This window comes from Lentisalinibacter salinarum (assembly GCF_040706555.1).
GTDB lineage: Bacteria > Pseudomonadota > Gammaproteobacteria > Steroidobacterales > Woeseiaceae > Lentisalinibacter > Lentisalinibacter salinarum.
On the sequence record NZ_JAPDRH010000001.1, the window covers coordinates 331,290 to 353,169 of the forward strand.

21 protein-coding genes are annotated in these 21,880 nt (G+C 69.4%); 4 read left to right on the top strand and 17 right to left on the bottom strand.

The annotated features are described in order from the left end of the window. Nucleotides 1–7: 7 nt before the first annotated feature. Genes guaD through uraH form a run of 10 tightly spaced genes read right to left on the bottom strand, consistent with a single transcriptional unit; the run spans nucleotide 8 to nucleotide 10,814 of the window. Nucleotides 8–1,327, bottom strand: coding sequence for a guanine deaminase (guaD, locus tag ACJMKZ_RS01335; protein ID WP_405231389.1), 1,320 nt, complete (start codon nucleotides 1,325–1,327; stop codon nucleotides 8–10). Next, nucleotides 1,324–1,860: an ureidoglycolate lyase gene (locus tag ACJMKZ_RS01340; RefSeq protein WP_405231390.1), complete on the bottom strand. Its 537-nt coding sequence runs from the start codon at nucleotides 1,858–1,860 to the stop codon at nucleotides 1,324–1,326. The genes guaD and ACJMKZ_RS01340 overlap by 4 nt, the downstream gene beginning before the upstream one ends. Next, a complete protein-coding gene (gene alc / locus ACJMKZ_RS01345; protein ID WP_405231391.1) occupies nucleotides 1,853–2,905 on the bottom strand; it encodes an allantoicase in 1,053 nt (350 codons plus the stop codon). The genes ACJMKZ_RS01340 and alc overlap by 8 nt, the downstream gene beginning before the upstream one ends. Next, nucleotides 2,902–3,468, bottom strand: coding sequence for a 2-oxo-4-hydroxy-4-carboxy-5-ureidoimidazoline decarboxylase (gene uraD / locus ACJMKZ_RS01350; protein ID WP_405231392.1), 567 nt, complete (start codon nucleotides 3,466–3,468; stop codon nucleotides 2,902–2,904). The genes alc and uraD overlap by 4 nt, the downstream gene beginning before the upstream one ends. Continuing rightward, nucleotides 3,465–4,382 carry an allantoinase PuuE gene (gene puuE, locus ACJMKZ_RS01355; RefSeq protein WP_405231393.1) on the bottom strand — a complete coding sequence of 306 codons (918 nt, stop codon included), beginning with the start codon at nucleotides 4,380–4,382 and terminating at the stop codon, nucleotides 3,465–3,467. The genes uraD and puuE overlap by 4 nt, the downstream gene beginning before the upstream one ends. Further along, nucleotides 4,379–5,578 carry a urate hydroxylase PuuD gene (locus tag ACJMKZ_RS01360; protein WP_405231394.1) on the bottom strand — a complete coding sequence of 400 codons (1,200 nt, stop codon included), beginning with the start codon at nucleotides 5,576–5,578 and terminating at the stop codon, nucleotides 4,379–4,381. Before ACJMKZ_RS01360 ends, puuE begins: the two co-directional genes overlap by 4 nt. Next, nucleotides 5,575–6,675, bottom strand: a complete 1,101-nt coding sequence (gene xdhC, locus ACJMKZ_RS01365) for a xanthine dehydrogenase accessory protein XdhC (protein ID WP_405231395.1) — start codon at nucleotides 6,673–6,675, stop codon at nucleotides 5,575–5,577. Before xdhC ends, ACJMKZ_RS01360 begins: the two co-directional genes overlap by 4 nt. Further along, nucleotides 6,672–9,002 carry a xanthine dehydrogenase molybdopterin binding subunit gene (gene xdhB, locus ACJMKZ_RS01370; protein ID WP_405231743.1) on the bottom strand — a complete coding sequence of 777 codons (2,331 nt, stop codon included), beginning with the start codon at nucleotides 9,000–9,002 and terminating at the stop codon, nucleotides 6,672–6,674. The genes xdhC and xdhB overlap by 4 nt, the downstream gene beginning before the upstream one ends. Then, nucleotides 8,992–10,488 (bottom strand): xanthine dehydrogenase small subunit, encoded by a 1,497-nt coding sequence (gene xdhA, locus ACJMKZ_RS01375; protein ID WP_405231396.1) that lies wholly within the window; start codon nucleotides 10,486–10,488, stop codon nucleotides 8,992–8,994. Before xdhA ends, xdhB begins: the two co-directional genes overlap by 11 nt. Beyond that, a complete protein-coding gene (gene uraH, locus ACJMKZ_RS01380; RefSeq protein WP_405231397.1) occupies nucleotides 10,488–10,814 on the bottom strand; it encodes a hydroxyisourate hydrolase in 327 nt (108 codons plus the stop codon). The genes xdhA and uraH overlap by 1 nt, the downstream gene beginning before the upstream one ends. 243 nt (nucleotides 10,815–11,057) lie before the next feature. Here uraH and ACJMKZ_RS01385 point away from each other — a divergent pair, with 243 nt between their 5' ends. Together ACJMKZ_RS01385 and ACJMKZ_RS01390 are read left to right on the top strand one after the other, a co-directional pair. Further along, complete coding sequence (locus ACJMKZ_RS01385; protein WP_405231398.1) at nucleotides 11,058–12,041, top strand: adenosine kinase; 984 nt, start codon at nucleotides 11,058–11,060, stop codon at nucleotides 12,039–12,041. 8 nt (nucleotides 12,042–12,049) lie between these two features. Then, nucleotides 12,050–13,303 (top strand): cytochrome P450, encoded by a 1,254-nt coding sequence (locus ACJMKZ_RS01390; protein WP_405231399.1) that lies wholly within the window; start codon nucleotides 12,050–12,052, stop codon nucleotides 13,301–13,303. 68 nt (nucleotides 13,304–13,371) lie between these two features. Here ACJMKZ_RS01390 and ACJMKZ_RS01395 read toward each other — a convergent pair whose 3' ends face one another. Beyond that, nucleotides 13,372–13,956, bottom strand: a complete 585-nt coding sequence (locus ACJMKZ_RS01395; RefSeq protein ID WP_405231400.1) for a tetratricopeptide repeat protein — start codon at nucleotides 13,954–13,956, stop codon at nucleotides 13,372–13,374. Nucleotides 13,957–14,074: 118 nt separating this feature from the next. Here ACJMKZ_RS01395 and ACJMKZ_RS01400 point away from each other — a divergent pair, with 118 nt between their 5' ends. After that, nucleotides 14,075–14,524 (top strand): hypothetical protein, encoded by a 450-nt coding sequence (locus ACJMKZ_RS01400; protein ID WP_405231401.1) that lies wholly within the window; start codon nucleotides 14,075–14,077, stop codon nucleotides 14,522–14,524. 19 nt (nucleotides 14,525–14,543) lie between these two features. Further along, a complete protein-coding gene (locus ACJMKZ_RS01405; RefSeq protein WP_405231402.1) occupies nucleotides 14,544–15,779 on the top strand; it encodes an FAD-dependent oxidoreductase in 1,236 nt (411 codons plus the stop codon). 62 nt (nucleotides 15,780–15,841) lie between these two features. Here ACJMKZ_RS01405 and ACJMKZ_RS01410 read toward each other — a convergent pair whose 3' ends face one another. Genes ACJMKZ_RS01410 through ACJMKZ_RS01435 form a run of 6 tightly spaced genes read right to left on the bottom strand, consistent with a single transcriptional unit; the run spans nucleotide 15,842 to nucleotide 21,880 of the window. After that, nucleotides 15,842–16,699: an HAD family hydrolase gene (locus ACJMKZ_RS01410; protein ID WP_405231403.1), complete on the bottom strand. Its 858-nt coding sequence runs from the start codon at nucleotides 16,697–16,699 to the stop codon at nucleotides 15,842–15,844. A gap of 21 nt (nucleotides 16,700–16,720) precedes the next feature. After that, on the bottom strand, nucleotides 16,721–17,341 hold the full coding sequence (locus tag ACJMKZ_RS01415) for a c-type cytochrome (protein ID WP_405231404.1): 621 nt from the start codon (nucleotides 17,339–17,341) through the stop codon (nucleotides 16,721–16,723). 13 nt (nucleotides 17,342–17,354) lie between these two features. After that, on the bottom strand, nucleotides 17,355–17,867 hold the full coding sequence (locus tag ACJMKZ_RS01420) for a RidA family protein (protein WP_405231405.1): 513 nt from the start codon (nucleotides 17,865–17,867) through the stop codon (nucleotides 17,355–17,357). Nucleotides 17,868–17,899: 32 nt separating this feature from the next. Next, on the bottom strand, nucleotides 17,900–19,477 hold the full coding sequence (locus ACJMKZ_RS01425) for a flavin monoamine oxidase family protein (RefSeq protein WP_405231406.1): 1,578 nt from the start codon (nucleotides 19,475–19,477) through the stop codon (nucleotides 17,900–17,902). 15 nt (nucleotides 19,478–19,492) lie between these two features. Further along, nucleotides 19,493–20,407, bottom strand: coding sequence for an aldehyde dehydrogenase family protein (locus ACJMKZ_RS01430; RefSeq protein WP_405231407.1), 915 nt, complete (start codon nucleotides 20,405–20,407; stop codon nucleotides 19,493–19,495). A gap of 3 nt (nucleotides 20,408–20,410) precedes the next feature. Further along, nucleotides 20,411–21,880: an aldehyde dehydrogenase family protein gene (locus ACJMKZ_RS01435; RefSeq protein WP_405231408.1), complete on the bottom strand. Its 1,470-nt coding sequence runs from the start codon at nucleotides 21,878–21,880 to the stop codon at nucleotides 20,411–20,413.

The window sequence follows — 21,880 nt, forward strand, 5'->3', positions numbered from 1 at the left end:
GGTGACTTCAGGCCGGCGAGACCGGCTCGCCGAGAATATGCGTCGCCCGCACGCAGCGTTCGTCGCCCAGCATCAGCAGGGCGAACAGGAGTTCGGCGATATCCTCCGCCGCGGCCGTCCGACGCCGCTGCAGGGTACCGGCGGCAGGGTCCAGCACCACGAAGTCCGCTTCCTTGCCGGTCTCGAAATTGCCGATGCGATCGTCCCAGGCGAGCGCGCGGGCCGCACCCAGGGTGGCGAGATACAGGGCCTGCCACGGCGACAGCATCTGGCCCCGGAGATGCAGCACCTTGTAGGCTTCCGCCGCCGTGCCGAGCAGGCTGAGCGTCGTGCCGGCCCCGATGTCGGTGCCGAGTCCCACCGGGATGCCGTGATCCCGCGCACGCGCCAGGTCGAACAGGCCGCTGCCCATGAAGGAGTTCGAGGTCGGGCAGAACGCGATCGCGCCGCCCGATTCCGCCATGAGGGGGTAGTCCTCGTCCTCCAGATGCAGGCAATGGGCGAAGACCGCGCGCTCGCGCAGGAGGCCGGCGGCGCGGTATACGTCCAGGTAGCTGCGCCGCTCCGGGAACAGCTCGGTCACCCAGGCCACCTCGTCCCGGTTCTCGGCGAGGTGGGTATGCACGAATACGTCCGGGAACTCTCCGGCCAGGCGGCCGGCCAGTGCCAGCTGCTCCGGGCTCGAGGTGGGGGCGAAGCGGGGCGTTATCGCGTATTCGAGCCGTTCTGTGCCGTGCCAGCGCTGCAGCAGTTCCCGGCTCCCGGCGTAGCCGCTCTCCGCCGTGTCCTGCAGATAATCCGGGCAGTTGCGGTCCATCAGTACCTTGCCGCAGGCCACCCGCAGCCGGCGCGCCAGCGCGGCCTCGAACAACGCGTCGACCGAGGCCGCATGGACCGTGGGGAAGATCAGTGCTGAGGTGGTGCCGTGGGCCAGCATCAGGTCCAGGAATTCGCCCGCGACGCGGTCCGCCAGCGAGCGGTCGGCGTAGCGGCGTTCCGTCGGGTAGGTATAGCGCTCGAGCCACTGCAGCAGCTGCTCGCCGTACGAGGCCACCATGTCGATCTGGGGATAATGCACGTGGCAGTCGATGAAGCCCGGCACGAGGAGGCAGCCGCTGTAGTCGGTGACGGATACCCGGTCGCCTCCCTGTTCGGCCAGCTCCGCCAGCAGGGGCTCGGCCGGGCCGACCCGAGCCACCTTCCCGTCCTCGGTGACGAGCAGGCCGTCTTCGAAAAACTCCAGCGCCGAGCCGGCATCCCCGTCGCCCGGAGCGGCGAGCAGGTGCAGGACGGAGGCCCGGAAGGCGCGGGCCGTCGCGCCGCTCACGGCGCCGCTCCGGCGTCGGGGGGCGGCGAGCCGGGGACGGCGGGCACGACGACAGGGCGGTCCAGCGTGTGGGTGTCGCAATTGTCCGTGCTGGCGACGTCGTCGATGATCAGGAACTCCTGACCTTCGGCCAGGCCGATAAGCGGCACGTGCCAGGTGCCGGCCCGGTAATTCACGCCCTGGCTGCCGTCGGTCAGGAAGGCGCGCAGGTCGTCGGCGAAGGGCGCCGCGCCGGCCGGCGCCACCACCACGACGAAGCGGAACCCGGCGAGCGGCACGAACGCCTGGCTGCCGCGGGGATGACGCTCGACCATCGGGCAGGTCACCGGCTGGCTCGCGGCGCGGCGGCAGCGGGCGATGCTCACGCCGACGCGCCCCTCGGCCGTGAGCCGGGCGAGGTCGTCGTAGCGCTCGAAGCGCGCATCGTTCATGGGGTCCGCATTCGCGATCCCCGCCCCGATCACCTCGCCGTAGGGTCGGAATGCCTCTGCGGACAGCGGCTCGAGGGTCAGCGTGCGCGGCGTATCACTCACCGGTGTCTCCGCTTGCCCGGCCCGTGCCAGGGCCTGTTGCATGACCCGTTGCATGGCTGCTTGCATGGCCCAGGAGGCGCAGTCGGCTCACGCCGCCGTCCGGGTAAATGGCGAGTCGCACGTGGGTCACGGCGCCGAGGTCGTTCAGTTCGTCGCGGAAATGGTGGCGGGTATCGGCGCCGAGCGGCACCGCGGGCAGCAGTTCCGGCCAGTCGGCCGATTGCTGCAGCAGGGAATCGAGGTCCGTGCCCTCGATGCGGGCGGCCTGCAGGGAGGCACGGGCGGGATAGTTGCCCTTGAAGTGCGCGGTGTCGATCTCGGCCTCCTCGATGCGCCCCAACCGGCCGAGAGCGAGTACCACCCAGTCGTGGCCGGGGCCGCGCCGGCGTCGGGTCTCCCAGCCGTCGCCCATGTTGATGCCGCGGCCGGGCACGTTGAGGTTGTGCATGCTGCCGAAGTGCTCGTCGCTGCAGGCCAGCGCCCGGCCGCCGTGCTCCAGCGCGAACAGGTCGATGGGTGCCGACGGTGCCGGGGCGCGCGGCGCGGGCCGCACCTCGCCGTAGATGCGCAGCCGTGCTACGCCGCCGTCGGGGTAGATGTTCAGGCGCAGGTGCGAAACCGGCTCCCGGTCGTCCACCGGCAGGTAGTGGTGAGAGTCGCCCGCCAGTTCGACCCGGGGCAGCAGCACCCGCCAGGCGGCATCCGCGCCCGGCACTTCGTCGTCGGTGAAGCATGCGTCGACGGAGGCCGCCTCCGGATAGTTGCCGGTGAAGTGGGAGGTGTCGATATCCAGGCCGTGCACGATGCCCGGCAGGCCGAGCCGGACGATGCACCAGTCGTGGCCGGGCTCCCGGCGCCGGCGAGTCTCCCAGCCGTCCATCCACTTGCCGTGTTCGTCGTACTCGTCCGGCAGGAATACCGGTGCCTCGGGTTTGATCAGCCGTTCCTTCGCGCCGAAGAACTCGTCATTGGCCTCCACCACGCGGGTGCCGAAGCGGGGCTGCTCCAGCGGCGTCCACTGGTGGAACGGGTGGCGACTACTCATCGGGGGTCTCTCTGACCCGGCTGTTCGCTCATCTGATCCAGTCTGAGCCGGGCGATGCGGTGGATCTCGTCGAGGGCGCGGCGGAATTCGGTCTCCGGCGGATTGCCCAGCCGCTCGCCGAAGGCCTCCAGGATGTCGCCGCGGCTGGCGCCGCGCACCGCCATCACGAACGGGAAGCCGAAGCACCGGTGATAGGCCTCGTTGAGACTCTGGAAGCGTTCGTATTCCTCCGGCGTGCACTGGTCGAGTCCGGCGCTCTGCTGCTCGGCGGTGGACTCTTCGGTGAGCGTGCCCGCCACGGAGGCCCTGCCGGCGAGGTCCGGATGGGCGCGGATGAGCGCGAGCTGGCGCTCCCGGCCGGCGTCCTCGACCACTGCGGCGAGCCGTCCCGCCAGGGCATCGATCGGGATATGGACGGGCGCACCGGGGGCCGCCGGCAGGTCGCCACGGGTCCAGGCCTCCTGCGCCACCCAGGGCGAGGACTCGTAGACGCCGCCATAGCGCGCGACGAAGGCGGCCTCGTCGCCCGGGATCGGCAACAGCGCATCGCGGGAGGAGTTCACGTCGCGGGCGCCTCGTGACGCTCGAGCCAGTGACGGGCGATGTCGATGCGCCGCGCCACCCACACCCGGTCGTGGCCGGCGACGTAGTCGAGGAAACGGGCCACGGCCTGCGCCCGGCCCGGGCGGCCGGCGAGCCGGCAGTGCAGGCCCACGGACATCATGCGCGGCCGGCGCTCGCCCTCCGCGTACAGGCAGTCGAAGGTGTCACGGAGATACTGGTAGAACTGGTCGCCGCTGTTGAATCCCTGCGCCGTGGCGAAGCGCATGTCGTTGGCATCCAGCGTGTAGGGCACCATCAGCTGGGGCCGGCCGCAGCTCGTGTCCCAGTAGGGCAGGTCGTCGGTGTAGCTGTCGGCGCTGTAGGTAAAGCCGCCGTGCTCGACGACCAGGCCGAGCGTGTGGGGGCTGCAGCGGCCGAGATACCAGCCTTCCGGCGGCGTCCCGGTGAGCGCCGTATGGATGCGCACCGCTTCCTGCAGGTGCGCGCGTTCGGTGCCGGGGTCGACGAACTGGTAGTCGATCCAGCGGTAGCCGTGGCTGGCCACCTCCCAGCCGGCCTCGAGCATCGCCTGCACTGCGGCCGGGTTGCGCTGCATGGCCATGGCGACGCCGAACACCGTCACGGGCAGGCTGCGCTCCGTGAACAGCCGGTGCAGCCGCCAGAAGCCGGCGCGGGCGCCGTACTCGTAAATCGACTCCATGTTCATGTGGCGCACGCCCTCATAGGGCTCGGCGCCGACGATCTCGGAGAGGAAGGCCTCCGAATGGGTGTCGCCGTGCAGCACGCAGCGCTCGCCCCCTTCCTCGTAATTGATGACGAACTGCACCGCGACGCGGGCGCGGCCCGGCCAGTCGGCCGCGGGCGGGCGGGGGCCGTAGCCGACGAGATCCCGGGGATAACCGGTCCCGCTCATGGCTGCCGCTCCGTCGCCAGCGAGCGGTACCAGCCGTCGATGACGGCACGCTCCTCCGCGGTCATGCGCGTGAGGTTGCCGATGGGCATGGCCTGGAGCACCACCGTCTGCTGGTGGATGCGGGAAGCGGCGGCCAACACCTGTTCCGGGGTTTCCAGCATGACGCCCGCCGGCGGTGCGGCGAAACCGGGATGGCTCGGCTCGGCGGCGTGGCAGGAGACGCAGCGGGTCTCCAGTACCGCCCGGGCCTGCTCCAGCGACACCGGGCCGCCGGCGCTGCCCCCGTCCGCCCGTGGCGCAATGGCGCCGGCCACGCCGGCCAGCAGCAGCGCCGCGGCCAGCGGCGGCAGCAGCGGATTGCGGCCGGAGTGCCGGGCTACGAAGTACACGCGGATCAGCGCACCGGCCAGCGAGATGGCGATCAGGATGAGCCAGTTGTATTCGTGGGCCCAGGTCATCGCGTAGTGGTTGCTGATCATCACGAACAGCACCGGCAGCGTGAAGTAGGTGTTGTGTACCGAACGCTGCTTGCCGCGCAGGCCGTCCGCCGGGTCCGGCGTCTCGCCCGCGGCGGCCGCCGCCACCATGCGTTTCTGGCCGGGGATGATCACGAAGAAGACGTTGGCCACCATGATGGTGCCGAGCACGGCGCCGAAGTGGATGTAGGCGCCCCGCCCGCTGAAGGTCTGGCACAGCCCCCATGCCGCCGCCGTCACCAGCACCAGTAGCACGGCGGCCAGGCCCTGCTCCGTGCGGCCGAGGGGCGAGCGGCACAGGGCGTCGTACACGAGCCAGCCGCCGGCCAGCCAGGCGACGGAGATCGCGACTGCCGTCGCCGGCGCGAGGTCGGCCACGGCGGGGTCGATGAGGTAAACCCCGGCGCCCAGCCAGTAGACGAGCCCCAGCAGGAACATGCCGGACAGCCAGGTGCTGTAGGCCTCCCACTTGAACCAGTGCAGCGTCTCCGGCAGGACCGGCGGCGATACGCGGTATTTCTGCGCATGGTAGAAGCCGCCGCCGTGCACCGACCAGATCTCCCCGCCCACGCCGCGTTCTTCATCTTTGCGCGAGGCCGGTGGCAGCAGGTGGTTGTCCAGCCACACGAAATAGAACGACGAGCCGATCCAGGCGATGCCGACGATGAAATGCAGCCAGCGGCCGAGCAGATTAAGCCACTCGATCGCGTACGCCGTCATGCGCTCGTCCCGCTTTCCGCCGGCCGTGCCGGCGTAAGATCCGCCTCCGCCGTCATGCGCTCGCGTTCCCGCAGCAACTGGGCGGCGACGGCCACCGCGATCTCCGCGGGCCGCTTGCCGCCGATGCCCTCGATGCCGATGGGGCAGACCATCCGGGCGATCGCCGCCTCCTTCAGGCCGAGCGCTCGGAGGCGCTTCTCGAAGCGCCGCTTCTTCGAGCGGGAGCCGATCAGGCCACAGAAGGGGATATCTTCGCGGGGCAGCAGTTTCGCGCAGATCTCGAGATCCAGCGGATGGCTGTGGGTCATCACCAGGCAGAACGTACCGGCGGGGAGATTGGCGGCCGCATCGGGCGGGTCTGCGGTGACCCGACCGTGGATGTTGTGCGGCAGCGATTCGTCGGCCAGCAGCGGCCGGCTGTCGATCCAGTCGACCCGGCAGGGCAGCGGTGCCAGCATGTGCACCAGCGCGCTGCCGACGTGGCCGGCGCCGAATACGGCGATGCGGAAGTCGGGTTCGCGCTCCGCCGTCAGCAGATAATCGCGCCCGCCGAAGGTGTACACCGCGGCGCCGGCACCGTCGGCGAGGAATGCATCGATGGCCGAGCGGACGTCGTCATCGCCGTCGGCTGCAGCTGCGTCGGCATTGCCTGCCGCATGCACCCGTGCGATACCGTCGGCGTCACCGTCGACGGGGGTGACGAGGACCGTGGTATCGCTCTCCGCCATTTCGTCTGCCATCCCGTCTGCCGTGCCGCCGGCCAGTTGTCCGAGCCAGTCGGCAGCGTCGGTCCGGACCGTCTCGAAATGGATGTCGACGATGCCGCCGCAGCACTGACCGAAACTCGGACCCAGCGGAAAGCACCGCAGCTCGAAACGCGGTTGCGGCGAGTCCGGCCGGAGGCGCTCCCAGGCGAGACGCGCACAGTGGTATTCGAGTTCGCCGCCGCCGATGGTGCCGAGGATCTCCTCGCGGGTGACGACCATGCGCGCGCCCGGCTCCCGCGGCGATGAGCCGCGCGCGCCCGCTACGGTGACCAGCACGAAGGGCTCGCCCCGCGCGCGAAGCTCGAGCGCATTCGCCACCCACTCGTTCACGGCGCCTCCCGGCTGCGCAGCTCGCCGACCGCCGCCAGCACCGCCTCCGGCGTGGCCGGCGCCGCGAGGCGCGGGCTGCCACGGTAATCGCCGGCGGCGGCGACCGCATCCCGGATGGCGTGGAAGACCGACAGCGCCAGCATGAGCGGCGGTTCGCCCACCGCCTTGGAGCGGTGGATGGTCTCTTCCCGGTTACCGACCGAGTCGAGCATGGTCACGCGGAAATCGACCGGCAGGTCCGAGCACACCGGTATCTTGTAGGTGGACGGTGCGTGGGTTCTGAGCGCGCCGGATTCGTCCCACCACAGCTCCTCGGTGGTGAGCCAGCCCATGCCCTGGATGAATCCGCCCTCGATCTGGCCGAGATCGATGGCCGGATTCAGCGAGCGGCCGCAGTCGTGCAGTATGTCCACCCGCAGCACCCGGGACTCGCCGGTGAGGATGTCAATCGCCACCTCGCTCACTGCCGCGCCGCAGGCGTAGTAGTAGAAGGGCCTCCCGCTCAGCGTCTTGCGGTCGTAATGGATCTTCGGCGTGCGGTAGTAGCCGGTGGCGGACAGCGGGATGCGGGCGTAGTAGGCCAGCTGCACGAGTTCCGTGAAGCCGGTCTCCTCCTCGCCGATGCGTACGCGCCCGTCGCGGAATTCGATGCGGTCGGGAGCCACGCCGTAGCGCTCCGCCGCGAAGGTCACCAGGCGCTCGCGGATGGCCCTGCAGGCATCGCGGGCCGCCATCCCGTTCAGATCCGAGCCGGCGGAGGCAGCCGTGGCCGAGGCGTTCGGTACCTTGCTCGTGTCGGCGGCGGTGATCTTGATGCGGTCCATGTCGATGCCGAATTCCTCGGCGACCACCTGTGCCACCTTGGTGTTCAGGCCCTGGCCCATCTCGGTGCCGCCGTGGTTCAGGTGCACGGTACCGTCGGTGTAGACGTGCACCAGCGCGCCGGCCTGATTCAGATGGGTGGCGGTGAAGGAGATGCCGAACTTCACCGGGGTGAGAGCGATGCCGCGCTTTATGACCGGCTCGTCCCGGTTGGCCGCAAGGATCTCCGCCCGGCGGGCGTCGTAATCGCTGTCCCGCCGGAGCCGGTCGATCAGTTCGGGCAGCACGTTGTCCTCGAACTTCTGGCCGTAATGGGTGACGTCGCGCTCGCCGATGCCATAGAGGTTGCGCAGCCGGATCTCCAGGGGGTCGCGGTCGAGGTGCCGGGCGATCTCGTCGATCACGTGCTCGATGCCGAACATACCCTGGGGTCCGCCGAAGCCCCGGAACGCGGTGTTGGAGACCGTGTGGGTCTTGCAGCGGTGCGAGACCACGCTGACGTCACTCAGGAAGTAGGCGTTGTCGCAGTGGAAGATGGTGCGGTCGTTCACCGCGCCGGAGAGGTCCGCCGACATGCCGCAGCGCGAGGCGAAGGTGAACTCGACGCCGCGGATCAGCCCGTCGTCGTCGAAACCCACGTCGTAGTCGATAACGTAGTCGTGGCGCTTGCCGGTCATGATCATGTCGACGTCCCGGTCCAGCCGCAGCTTCGCCGGGCGGCCCGTGCGCCGGGTCATGAGGGCGGCGATGCAGGCGATCAGCGCCGGCTGGCTCTCCTTGCCGCCGAAGCCGCCGCCCATGCGACGGCATTCCACCACCACGTCCTTCGCTTCCAGTCCGACTGCGTGCGCGACCGCATGTTGGATCTCGCCGGGATGCTGCGTGGAGCTGTAGACGTAGAGATCGCCGTCTTCGCGCGGCAGCGCCATGGCGATCTGGCCCTCCAGGTAGAAGTGGTCCTGGCCGCCGACCGCGGTGCGGCCGGACAGCCGGTGCGCGGAGCCCTCGATGGCCCGGCGGGCGTCGCCGCGCTCCAGACGCACGGAGGGCAGCACGAAGGACTCGCTCCGCACCGCGGTATCGGGGTCGTGGACCGGCTCCAGATCGCCGTACTCCACCCGCGCCAGGGCCACCGCCTTGCGCGCCTGGTCGACGGTGGCCGCGGCCACGGCGAACACGGGCTGGCCCACGTACTGCACCACGTTCTCGGCGAAGATGGGGTCATCCGCGACGACGGGGCCGTAATTGTTCTCGCCCGCGATGTCCGCCGCGGTGATGACCGCCTCCACGCCGGGTGCTGCGACGACCGCCGCCAGATCCAGGCGCTCGATCGTCGCGTGCGCGCGTGCGCTCATGCCCACGGCCACGTGCAGGAGGTCGCGGGGTTCCGGGATGTCGTCCGTATACAGCGCGCGGCCGCTGACGTGCAGGTGGCCGCTGTCGTGGGGTATCGCCCGGCCGACGGTGCGCAGGCTGCCGCTTGCGGTGCGCTTGTCACCGTCCATGGGTATCTCTTCCATGGGCATAAAGCCTCGTCGTGATACCGGCAGCGGTGCTCTCGATGTGGAAACGGCGCAGCAGGTTCTTCGCTACATCGCGCCGGTAGGCGTCCCCCGCGCGCATGTCGGTGATCGGCGCGAAGTCGGTGTCCATCGCCGCCATCGCGCGCTCGACTGCGGCCCCGTCCCAGGCCTCGCCCACGAGGGCCTGCTCGGCGGCGGCGGCCCGCTTCGGTATGGCCGCCATGCCGCCGCAGGCGATGCGGGCGCACGCCACGCGGCCGTCCTCGATGTCCAGCGCGAAGGCCGCACAGACGGCCGAGATGTCCTGGTCGAACCGTTTGGAAACCTTGTAGGCCGCCACCAGCCGGCCCGGGCGGCGGCGCGGGATGCGCACGGCCGCCACGAACTCGCCGGGCACCAGGTCGGTCTTGCGGTAGTCGTGGTAGAAGTCCTCGAGGGCGAGCTCGCGGCGGTCGTCGCGGCTCGCCAGCACCACCCGTGCGCCCAGCGCGATCAGCGCCGGCATCGAGTCGCCGATGGGCGAGCCGTTGGCGACGTTGCCCGCCAGCGTGCCGGTGTTGCGGATGGGCGGCGAGGCGAAGCGTAGGAACAGCTCTTCCAGCTCCGGATACTCGTCGACGAGGGGTGGCATGGCGTCGGTCAGGGTGACGGCCGCGCCGATGCTCAGCCACTCGCCATCCGCGGAGACTTCGGCGAGTTCCCGCACGCGGCCGACGTAGATCACCGTGTCCAGTTCCCGGTGCTGTTTGGTCACCCACAGGCCCACGTCCGTGCCGCCGGCGAGCAGGCAGGCGTCCGGGTACTCGGCCAGGAGAGCCGCGAGCCCGGAGGCCGTCGTCGGTGCGTAATAGCGGCGCCCGTCGTGCTCGAGCGCGAGCATACCGGCGCCGGCCGGGTCATCGGCCAGGGACCTCAGCCCGGCCCGCGTGTCACCGTCGGCGGGCAGGTCGGACTCGTAGTCGTACATGCGCCGCGCGGCCTCCACGATGGGACGGTAACCCGTGCACCGGCACAGGTTGCCGGCCAGCGCGTCGTCGATTTCGCGGCGGGAGGGATCCCGGCGGTTGCGGTACAGCGCGAACAGTGACATCACGAAACCCGGCGTGCAGAAGCCGCACTGGGAGCCGTGGCATTCGTACATGGCCTGCTGCACCGGGTGCAGCCCGGTCTGCGGACTGCCCAGGCTCTCCACGGTGATGAGTTCCTGCCCGTCCAGGGTCGGCAGGAACTGGATGCAGGCATTGACGGAGCGGTAGCGCAGACGCTCGCCGTTCCCGTCGAGGCCTGCCAGCACCACGGTGCAGGCGCCGCAATCGCCCTCGGCGCAGCCTTCCTTCGTGCCGGTGCGCCCGGCGTCCTCGCGCAACCATTGCAGCACCGTGCGGGTCGGGTCGACGTCGCGCAGCTCCACCGTCTCCCCGTCCAGGAGGAAGCGCACGGCATCACGAGTCGGCTCGGGCGCGGCCATCAGCTGCCCCGGTAGGTGGAGTAGCTCCAGGGGCTGGCCAGGAGGGGGACGTGATAGTGCTCGTCGGCGTCGATGCGGAATCGAACCGGCACCACGTCGAGGAAGCCCTCCTCCGGGAAGCAGTCGCGCACGTGGAAGAGGATCTCCCACTGGCCCGTGGCGAACGCCTCCTCGTCGAGCAGGGGATGGTCGGTGCGGCCGTCCCGGTTGGTCTCGGTGGCGAGTACGCGCTCGCGTCCGCCGTCGAGGCGGTACAGTTCCACGCGGACGCCGGCAGCCGGTCGGCCGCGGGCGGTATCCAGCACGTGGGTGGTCAATCGGCCCATGGTTTCTCTCCCTGGCGGACAGGATTCCCATATCCGTCCATGTCCGTCGGAAGGGCCATTATCCGGCCCGCGCGAGGGCCGTCGCAAGCGCGGCGCGCGCCCGCTCGCTTTATATGGCGACGCCGAGTGGCTACTATCGCTACCCGGGCTACCCCGGGCTACCCCGGGCTACCCCGGGCTACCTCGGGGCCGCCCCCGCCACGCCACGAGCGCGGCGATCCGCATATCCAGCAAGGAGACCAGATGAGTTCTGCCGTACAGTTGCTCGGCATCAGCAATGCCATCGTCGATATCCTGAGCCACGTCGACCACGGGTTCCTCGAGCGCCTGGACGCCGCGCCCGGCAGCATGACGCTGATTGACGAGAGCCGCGCCGACCAGGTGTACGGCATGATGGGGCCCGCCACGGAGAAGTCCGGCGGTTCCGTCGCCAACACCGTGGCCGTTTTCGCCGGGCTGGGGGGCAAGGCCGCCTACGTCGGTCGTGTGGCCGACGACCAGTTCGGCCGGGTGTTCCAGCACGACATGCACTCGCTCGGCATCGACATGCGGGTGCCGCCGTCGCCCGCGGAGAAATCCACGGCCCGCTGCTACGTGCTGATCACGCCGGACGGCCAGCGCACGATGCAGACCTATCTGGGCGCCTGCACCGAGCTCGGCCTGGGCGACGTGAACGAGGAGACCATCGGCGAGCCGGGCATCGTGCTGCTGGAAGGCTACATCTTCGATCTGCCCGAGGGGCCGGACGTGGCGCGGCTCGCCATCGAGACCGTGCGCCGGCGTGGCGGCAAGGTCGCGCTGTCGCTGTCCGACTCGCTCTGCGTGGAGCGTCACCGTGCGGTCTTCCGCGAACTCGTCGAGGAGCAGATCGATCTCGTTTTCGCCGACGAGGAGGAGATTTACCAGCTGTTCGCCACCGATTCGATCGAGGGCGTGATGTCGGAGGCGTCCATGCTCGCGGGGCTGTTCGTCGTCACCCGCTCGGAGCATGGTTCGGTGGTGATCAACGGCGACGAGTTCATTGAACAGGCCGCCTTCCCCGTGGACAAGGTGGTGGACACCACCGGCGCCGGCGACACCTATACCGCCGCGTTCCTCGCCGCGCTGGTCAAGGGCGAGCCGCTGGACCGCTGTGCCCGTATCGCCTCCTGGTGCGGCGCGCGGGTGATCCAGCAGGTGGGCGCCCGCTACCAGGGCGACATCCTGGAAGGCTATCCGGAGAGCTGAGCGGCAGCATGCGCCGAACCGGTACGAGCGGCGCGGCGGACGCGGCCGCGAGCGCGGCATTCCGGCCCTACGAACAGGGCTTCGCACGGAATCCCTACCCGGTCTACGCCCGCCTGCGCCGCGAGTCGCCCGTATTTCACTCCGCCGAGTTCGGCATGACCTTCTTCACGCGCTACGCCGACGTGGAGCGCCTGCTGCAGGAACCTCGGCTGGGCCGCACCATGCGCCACCGGATGTCGCCGGCCGAGCGGGCGGCGGACGACGAGCCCTGGCAGCACCTGCCCAACTACGCCCGCTACGTCCGGGTGAACGTGCTGGAGACGGAGGGCGAGGAGCACGCGCGTCTGCGCCGGGTGCTGATGCGGGTGATGAACCCGAACCGGATCCGGCGTCTGAAAGCACGCATCGAGAACCTGGCCCGGGAGCGGGTGGCCGCGCTGGCACCGCGCGGCCGCATGGAGTTCGTCTCCGAGCTCGCCACGCCGCTGCCGGTCCATCTCATCGCCGAGCTGCTGGGCTGGCCCGCGGAGGAGCGGGAGCGTCTGCGGCCCTGGTCCGCGGCGATCGTGCGGCTGTACGAGAAGGATGCCACCGCGGCGGACGAGCGGGCGGCGGAGACCGCCGCGGCGGAGTTCGCCGCGCGCATCGGCGAACTGGTGGAGGAGCGGCTGGCGCGTCCTGACGACGGCGTCATCGGCGAACTTGCCACGATGTCCCGCGATGAGGGCCTGCTGGACCGGGAAGAACTCGTGGCCAGCTGCATGCTGCTGCTGAACGCCGGTCACGAAGCCACCGTGAACGCGGCGGGCAACGGCCTGCTGGCGCTGCTGCGCCACCCGGAGGCGTACGCGAGACTGCGTGCCGACCCGGCGCTGGTGGATACGGCCGTGGAGGAGATGCTGCGCTACGACGCGCCGCTGCATCTGTTCCACCGCTACGTGCTGGAGGACATGGAATATGCGGGACGGCGCTTCCGGCCCGGGGATACCCTGGGCCTGCTGTACGGCTCCGCGAACCGGGACCCGGAGGCGTTCGTCGAGCCGGAGCGCTTCGACATCGGCCGCAGTCCGAACCGCCACTTCGCCTTCGGCGCCGGCGCCCATTTCTGCGTGGGCGCGCCGCTGGCCCGGCTGGAACTCCGCGCGCTGTTCAGCGCGCTGCTGGAAGGGCTGCCCGAGCTGAGCCTGACCGACGAGGAACCGGAATACCACACCGGCCTCGTCTTCCGCGGCCTGAAAGCACTGCACGTCCGCTGGCCGTAAAACGCATGTAGGAGGGCCTTCAGGCCCGATTTTTCAAAAGGATCGGGCCTGAAGGCCCTCCTACCGTTCTATTGGGGCAGCGCGTCCAGCATCTGCTGCGCCGACTCCCTGATGCTCATGTTGCCGCCCGTCTCGGTCGCCTTCGTCAGCGCGGCGCGCGCCTCCTCCACATTGCCGAGCTGGCTCGAGACGAAGCCCAGCGTGAGCCAGATGCGCTGGTGCTCGGGATTCGCCTCGGCGCCCTCGCGCAGGTGCCGGAGGGATTCCTCGTGGCGGCCGAGGTAGTGCAGGGTGAGGCCCAGGTTGTTGCGGGCTTCCGCATTGTCCGGCTCCAGCTCCGTCAGGCGCGCGTACAGTTCCGCCGCGCGTCCGTATTGCTGCTCCCGGAAGAGCATGTCGGCCTGTCGTCCCATCTCGGCGGGGTTGTCCGTCGGCATCGTCATCGCCGAGCTCAGGGCTATGTCGTTCGCGGAGATGCCGCCCGGCTGCGGTGCGGGGCGCTGACGAACGGTGGCCGTGTTCGTCGCGGGGCCCGCGGCGGCCGCTGCCTTCGCATCATCCGCATAGTACGCGCGCGTCGCGCCGAATACGGCCAGGCCGAAAGCGATCTGGAAGACCGCCATGCCCGCCCAGAATTTGCCGTTCGTTTCCATGTGCATTCCCGTCGATCGAGCCAGCGGCGAGGATATCCGGACGGCGGCGGCAGGCAAAGCCCCGGAAAACCACACCGGCCGTGGTAGGGTTGGGTCGGTGTCAGTCAAGGAGAGATCGATGAGGATACCGACCCTGTTGCTGGCGATGCTGCTTCCCGTCGCCGTGGTGGCGCAGCCGGAACCCTGGATGCGCAGCGAGACTCCCGGTGAGTTGTCCATCGCGGCTGGCGCAGAGTCCGACTGCCCGGTGACCCCCGAAGACGTGAAGATCCACCTGGAGAGCGTGCTGGAGCAGGCGGGCATCGAAGCGGTGCCCTTCAGCGGCAAGCCGTCGGCGCTGTTCCTGGCGGGAACCGTCGAATGCGAGAAGCATGGCGACGGGGTGTGGGTATTCCGGGCGGCGGTCGAGTTCGATTCGCCGGATCGGGAACTCAGCGACTGGATCGGCGGCAAGGCCTATGTCCAGCTCGGCATCGGCGGGCGCCGCGCCATCATCAAGGCGCTGATGGCGGATATGGAAGAAGCCATCGGGGACTACAAGGCCAGTAACCGGGATTACGATTTCTGAGCCGGCCGGAGAGACAAAGATGAACATCGGACGCCGCCGGTTACTGAAACTCCTCGCCGCGCTCGGCGTCTCCACGACGATGACGGCCGGGAGGTCGGCCGCGGCCGCAGGCGAGCGGGCGAAGTTCGATGTCGTGGTGGTCGGCGCCGGCGTGTTCGGCATCTGGAGCGCCTGGCGATTGCACCGGGCCGGCCGGCGCGTCGCCGTCATCGATGCCGTCGCACCGGCTCATACCCGGGCATCCTCGGGCGGCGAGAGCCGGGTCATACGGGCCGGCTATGGAGACCAGGAGATCTACTCGGAATGGGCCTGGCGCTCGCTCGCCGACTGGCAGGCGCTGTCGGCGCGTAGCGGGCTGCCCGTCTTCCATCCCATGGGCGTGCTGTGGCTGCACGAGGAGCGCGACGCGCTGGTGCGTGCGAGCGCCGACGTCCTGTCGCGCCTCGGCATCCCCCACGAATTCATCTCGGCCGGAGATCTTCGCAGCCGCTATCCGGTGCTCAGGGCGGACGACGGCGAAGCCGGTTTCCTCGAACCCCGGGCCGGCGCGCTGATGGCCCGGCGGGCCGTGCAATTCATGGCCGCGGAGCTCAAAGCCGATGGAGTACCGTTCTTCGGCGCCCGTGTGAACCCGGTACGCGCGGATCAGGCGATCGGCGGCTCACTGCCCGCCGTGACGACCCGAGCCGGCGAGACCATTGCCGCGGAACAGTTCGTCTTCGCGTGCGGACCGTGGCTCGACCAGGCGTGCCCGGAGGCGATGGCCGGGCGGCTGTTCGTCACCCGGCAGGAGGTGTTCTATTTCGGCGTCGTGGCCGGCGCTACCGGGGCACTGCCCGTGTGGGCGGACCTGCCGTTCTATGGCTTTCCCGACCTCGAGGGCCGCGGCTTCAAGGTGGCCGACGACACGCACGGGGCGCCCATGGATCCCGATAGCGGCGACCGGCGTGCCAGCGAGGAGGGCGAGCGCAGGGCGCGGGCATTTCTGGCCCGGCGCTTCCCGGCCCTCGCAGACGCCCCGCTCACGGAGAGCCGGGTATGCCAGTACGAGAACAGCTCCGACGGCCACCTGGTGATCGACCGGCACCCGGGTCTCGATAACGTCTGGTTAGTCGGCGGCGGCTCCGGTCACGGTTTCAAGCACGGCCCCGCGGTGGGTGCGCACGTGGCGGCGCTGGTGGGGGGCAAGGCGAGTCCGCGCGCGCCGTTTCTGCTGGGCGCGAAGGGCAGTCGCCAGCAGCGCGCGGTGCAGTGAGTACACTTTTCCGGTGTCTCCGACGCGGCGGGAACCGGCAGGCAGGACGCCTAGGACGAGGCTTACGGCGTCGCCGGGAACGGCGGTTCTGCATCCCAGGGATGACCGACGTGGAGGCATTCCTCCACCAGCCAGCGGAATTCGCGGAAGCTGTCCACGATCGCGTCGGGCTGATGGGGGTGTGCCTCGGTACCCGGGAAAATCTTGTTGATCCACTCGTGCTCCCAGCCCGTGCCGTTGAAGAACACCGACGTGATGCCCGCGCGCTTGGCGGCGACGACGTCGGTGGTGCTGTCGCCCAGGTACCAGCAGTGCGGGCCGGGCACCGCGTCCAGTTCGTCCAGCGCCTTCAGCACGGGCTCCGGGTTCGGCTTGCGCCGGTAGGTGTCGCCGCCGCAGATGGTGACGTCGAACAGCTCAAGCCAGGCGCCGCCGTCCACCAGTGCGAACTCGTGTTCGAAGAACTCCCGGTCCCGATTGGTGAGGATGCCGAGGTGCACGTCCAGTTCGTACATCTCTGTGAGTAGCTCGAGTTCGCCGCCCTCGAAAGGATGCACCTCGCCGTAGTGGTGGCGGTAGGCCTCGTTGAAGGCTTCATGGGCCGTGTGCTTCGCGTCCTCGTCGGCGCCGAACAGCACCTCGAAGATGTCCGTGCGCGAAATCCGCCGCTCCGCCTTGATCTTCGGATGCAGCCGGCGGTGTTCCCGCACGTAATCGACCAGGCGTGCGTCCTCCGGCGTCTTGCAGAGATCGGGTGGGATCAGGTTCTCCATGAGGCCCAGCTCGGGCAGTCGGGGCAGCACGTCGTCCACGGCGTGGTACATCGCGTCCAGTGTGTCGACCAGCGTGGCGTGCCAGTCGAACAGAACCACGCGGGGCGCGGGCAGGGCGCGGGCCGCTTCGTCGAGTTCGCGCAACATGGGGACCGTCTCCGCTTGCCGTCAGTCGAGGGTCGCGATGTAAGCGACGACGTCACGGACGGTCCGCTCGTCGCCCAGATCGCCGACGCGGTCCGCCATCTGACGGCCCAGGGCATCGTCCGGATGATAGCCGCGGCGGCCGGCGCGGAAGTTCTCGAGCTGGCGGACGAGATACCAGTCGCTCTGCCCAGCCAGGGCGGGGGCGCCGAGTTCCTCGTCGCCGCGGGCTCCCGGGCCGTGGCAGGCAGCACAGGGGGCGTAAAGCGAGCGGCCGCGGACGGGATCGCCCCGCACCCTGGGCTCCGGCCGAGGCGCATCGAGCCCGGCGAACCAGGCGGCCGCCGCCGCGACGTCCGCCGGGGTCAGAGACCGAACCATGGCGTGCATCTCCCAGCCGACGGGATCGTCGTCGTGGGTGCCGCGCCAGCCGTCGCGGAAGGCGTGCAGCTGCCTGCTGACGTACCAGGCTTCCATACCGGCGATGCGCGGCGCGCTGACCCGGGGGTTGCCGCGGCCTTCGACGCCGTGACAGGTGATGCAGAAGGCGAGACGCGCCGGCGGCGTCTGCGGAGCTGTCGGCTCCTGCGCACGGGACACCGGCACCAGGCAGGCGGCGAGCAGCAGCAGCGCGAGTCGGCTCAACGGGGCACTCTCGCTAAGGCCGCACGAAGACGGCTTCCACCTCGACGAGCATGCCCGGGGCCACGAGCCCGGCCACCTCGACGGCGGATCGGGCAGGCAGGTTCATCTGCTCCGCCTCGGCGCCGAAGTAGCGGGTGTAGGCGCGCATGAAGCCCTGGAAGTCCATGCCGTCCTGTCCCGGCGGTGCGACCAGGAAGACTGTCATTTTAACGATGTCGCCGAAGCCGAGGCCGAGATCGTCGAGGGACTCCTCCATGCGGGTGAACACGCTCAGCGCCTGGGCTTCGGTGTCGCCCCAGTACTCCGGACTGTTCCGTTCGGCGTCCGGATTGGCGGGCCGCGGCACCATGCCGCTGTGCCAGACCAGCGTGGCGTCCGCGGATACTTCCACGGCGCGGGCGATGGGGAAGGTGGAGTCGTTCGGCAGCGGGTGCTGGGTGCGATCGCCGGCCTGAGCCAGGCCCGTGGCCAGCAGCATGACGGTGGCGACGACCGCAGTTGTGACGATTCTCGTGACTGGTCTCATGGGGGAATCTCCTGTGAAGAAGCGGCCGGCCGTCACGCCGGTGCCGCGGTCTGCAATTCTGCCTGAACCCGCGCATCGATATCGGCGATCGCGAAATGCGCGGAGCGGATGGCGCCCTCCTGCCATCCCGGGTGGTAGCTGATCTGGTCGCCGATCATGTAGTGGCGCTCCACCGGCGACTGCAGGCGGCGGAAGTGACGGCCGTCGTCGTCGTCCTCGAAGACGCCGGCGCAGCCCATCATGTGATTCATCCGGTTCCAGGGCACGCTGACGCCGTTCTCGATGTAGCGGGCATAGTCCGGGTGGATCTTCGAGCCTTGGCGGACGGCCTCGGCGATCCGCTCCTCGCTGGTCAGGCGGGCCAGACGCTCCGCCGCGCCGGGCATGAAGGTGTAGGCACCCAGCAATATGCCTTTGCGGCCGTGAATGCCGTGGGGCGGATACCAGATCTGGGTGATGTCCTGGTGGGTCCAGGAGATACCGCCGTAGATGCGGTCGCGCTCCCAGAACCGCTCGCTCGCCTGCAGACCGATCTTCATCAGCTCGCCACGGTTGATGTGCGAGAGCGAATCCACGTACTCGCGCGGGAAGTTGTGCCTGAGACCGGTCAGGAGATGGGCCGGGATGCTGTTCAGGCAGTAATCGGCCTGCAGCGTCAGCGGCTCGCCCTTCCTGGTATAGCCGATGTCGACGCCGTCGTGGCGCAGCCCGACAGTGTGGACGACGGAGTCGAGCTGCACGAGGTGGCCCACCTCGCCGAGGAACGCCTTGACGACGTGGTCCATGCCGCCGGTGGCGGTGAGCATGGTGGAGGCCTGGTCGCCCTGCTCGGGGAAGTGCATGAAGTCCTCCCAGAAGCGTCCGTTCAGTATCTCGGAGAGGTCGAACGGCTCGTTCAGTTCGGTCTCCGCGATCCAGCCGCCGCTGCGGCGGCCCGCCCGCTCCGAGCCGACGTAGAGATGGCTCTCGTCGAGGTCGCCGTACATCCTGGCGAAGGCGAGCAGGCGCTCCGTGTCGTGCGCGTCGAACGGCTGCTCGAGTGTATCCGCCGAGAGCGACTTGGCCAGCAGTTCGGACATGAAGCCGCGCGCGTCGGCAACGTACTGGCGCTGGCGCACGGGCCGGCCGCCGAACATGTTGTCGTCCTGGAAGTAGGCGTTGCGGTTGTCGTTGATCCAGACTTCGAGCTGGACGCCCAGTTCGCGGCAGTAGCCCATCAGCGCGGTGTGATCCGGCGGGATGCGTGCGGGACCGGCATTTAGATAGAGCCCGGGCTCGTCGTCGAATTCGCACACCTGGCGGTTGCCGAGTTCGTCGATTATGTCACCGGAACGGAGCGTGAGATTTCGCCCGCCGGGGCGGAAGGAGGCTTCGAGTACGGTCACGTCGTAACCGGCACGGTCCAGTTCCAGTGCCGCGGTGAGACCGCCGATGCCGGCGCCGAGGATGACGACGCGCCGGCGTGCGCCGCCGAGCGGCCTCAGCCTCGCGAGTGGCGTCTGCGCGGGGGCAGCCATGAGCTCCATCGCCGAGGCAACGCGATACATCGCCGCGGAGCCGCCGGCCGCACCGACCATCTCCAGGAATCTGCGGCGTGTGAACTGGGCCATCAGGGGGTTTCTGTCTCAGCCCCCGATCGGGTGCCAGGTGGTCTTCACTTCCTGGGTGTCGCGGATGTGATAGGGGCTCTGCGCCGCCGGGCGGCGCCAGTCGGTGCCCGTGCGGTCGATCACGCGCTTGAGATTGTCCGCTGCGGCAACCTGGATGTCCTTCGCCGCCTCGCCATCGGCCTCGCAGAAGACCACGGCGTTCACGTCCATGTGGGAGGCGAACTGGCCGGTGAGTTCGCCGCGGAAGCCGGTCAGCAGGTTTACCACCCCGCCGGGAACGTCGGAGGAATGCAGCACCTCGGCGAAGCTGACGGCGGTCAGTGGGAGGCCGGCGGAGGCCAGCACCACGCAGGTGTTGCCGCCCACGATGGCCGGCGCCACGTTCGATATCAGCCCGAGCAGACCGCTCTCTTCCGGCGCGATGATCGCGACCACGCCGGTGGGCTCCAGGGCCGAGAAGTTGAAGTGGGATGACGCCACCGGGTTCACCGCGCTGAAGATCTGCTGATATTTGTCGGACCAGCCGGCGTAATAGATCAGCCGGTCGACCGCTGCGTCCACCTCGCTCTCCGCCCGACGTCGGTTCACGCCCTGCAGTGCCAGCTCGGCGACGAACTGTTCCCGGCGGCCCTCCAGCATCTCGCCGATGCGATAAAGCACCTGCCCGCGGTTGTAGGCGCTCGCGCCGGACCAGCCGGCGACGGCGCCGCGGGCGGCCACCACGGCCTCGCGGAAGTCCTTGCGGCTCGAGCGGCAGACGTTGGCGATCACCGTGTCGCCGTCGGGCTGCAGCGGGTAGTAGCGTCCGGATTCGGTGCGCGGGAACTTGCCGCCGACGTAGATCTTGTAGGTCTTGGCGACCGGCAGCCAGCCGCCGCCCTGCTTGCCCGTGGCTCTGGCCCTGCGCTGGCGCTTCGTGGTGTCGTTCATGGTTCAGTCCAGTGCCAGGTAGGCGTCCAGCCCGTGCAGCCCGCCCTCGCGGCCGACGCCGCTCTCCTTGTAGCCGCCGAAGGGCGAGGTGGGATCGAACTTGTTGAAGGTGTTGGCCCAGATGACGCCGGCGCGCACGCCGCCGGTCATGCGGAATATCTTGGCGCCCTTGTCAGTCCAGACGCCGCCGGACAGCCCGTAGGGCGTATTGTTGGCCTTCTCCAGGCCTTCCTGCATGCGCCGGAAGGTCTGCACGGCGAGCACGGGGCCGAATATCTCCTCCTGCACCACCCGGTTCGACTGGGACACGCCGGTGAGCAGCGTCGGCCGACACCAGTAGCCCTTGCGGGGCAGGCTGCAGGATGACTGATGGATCTCGGCGCCCTCCGCCTTGCCCACCTTCAGGTAGTTCCGGATGGTCTCGAGCTGCGCCGCGGAGTTGATGGCGCCCACGTCGGTATTCTTGTCCAGCGGATCGCCGACGATCAGCGTCTCCATGCGCTCCTTCAGCTTGTCGATCACCTCGTCGGCGACGGACTCCTGCACCAGCAGGCGGGAGCCCGCGCAGCAGACGTGGCCCTGGTTGAAGAAGATGCCATTGACGATGCCTTCCACTGCCTGGTCGATGGCCGCGTCCTCGAAGATGACGTTGGCCGCCTTGCCGCCGAGCTCCAGCGTGTACTTCTTCTTCGTGCCCGCCAGCGAGCGCATGATGGTGCGGCCCACTTCGGTGGAGCCCGTGAAGGCGATCTTGTCGACGTCCGGGTGTTCGACGATGGCGGCACCCGTCTTACCCGCGCCGGTGACGATGTTCACGACGCCGGGCGGCAGGCCCGCGTCGCGCACCACCTCGGCGAACTTCAGGGCCGTGAGCGGCGTGGTCTCGGCCGGCTTCAGCACGACCGTGTTGCCGCAGGCGAGCGCCGGGGCGATCTTCCAGGCCAGCATCAGCAGCGGGAAATTCCACGGGATGATCTGGCCGGCCACGCCGAGCGGGCGCGCCTTGCGGCCGGGGAAGGCGTACTCCAGCTTGTCCGCCCAGCCGGCGTAGTAGAAGAAATGGGCGGCGGCCAGCGGGATGTCGATGTCCCGGGACTCGCGGATGGGCTTGCCGCCGTCCAGCGACTCGATTACCGCGAACTCGCGGGCCCGCTCCTGCAGGATGCGGGCGATGCGGTAGATGTATTTGCCGCGCTCGGCCGGGGCGAGCTTCGACCATGGGCCCTCGTAAGCGCGGCGGGCGGCGGCCACCGCCCGGTCCACGTCGGCCTCGCCCGCGTCCGCCACGCGGGACAGCACTTGCTCGCTGGCCGGGTTGATCGAGTCGAAGTAACGCCGCTTTGCCGGCGAGACGAATTCGCCGTCGATGAACAGGCCGTAGCGCTCGTCGATGGTGACGTGGTCCGTGCTCTCCGGGGCCGGGTCGTACTGCCAGCCGGTGTCGAAGGCGAGGGGGCTCGTTTCTCTGTTCAC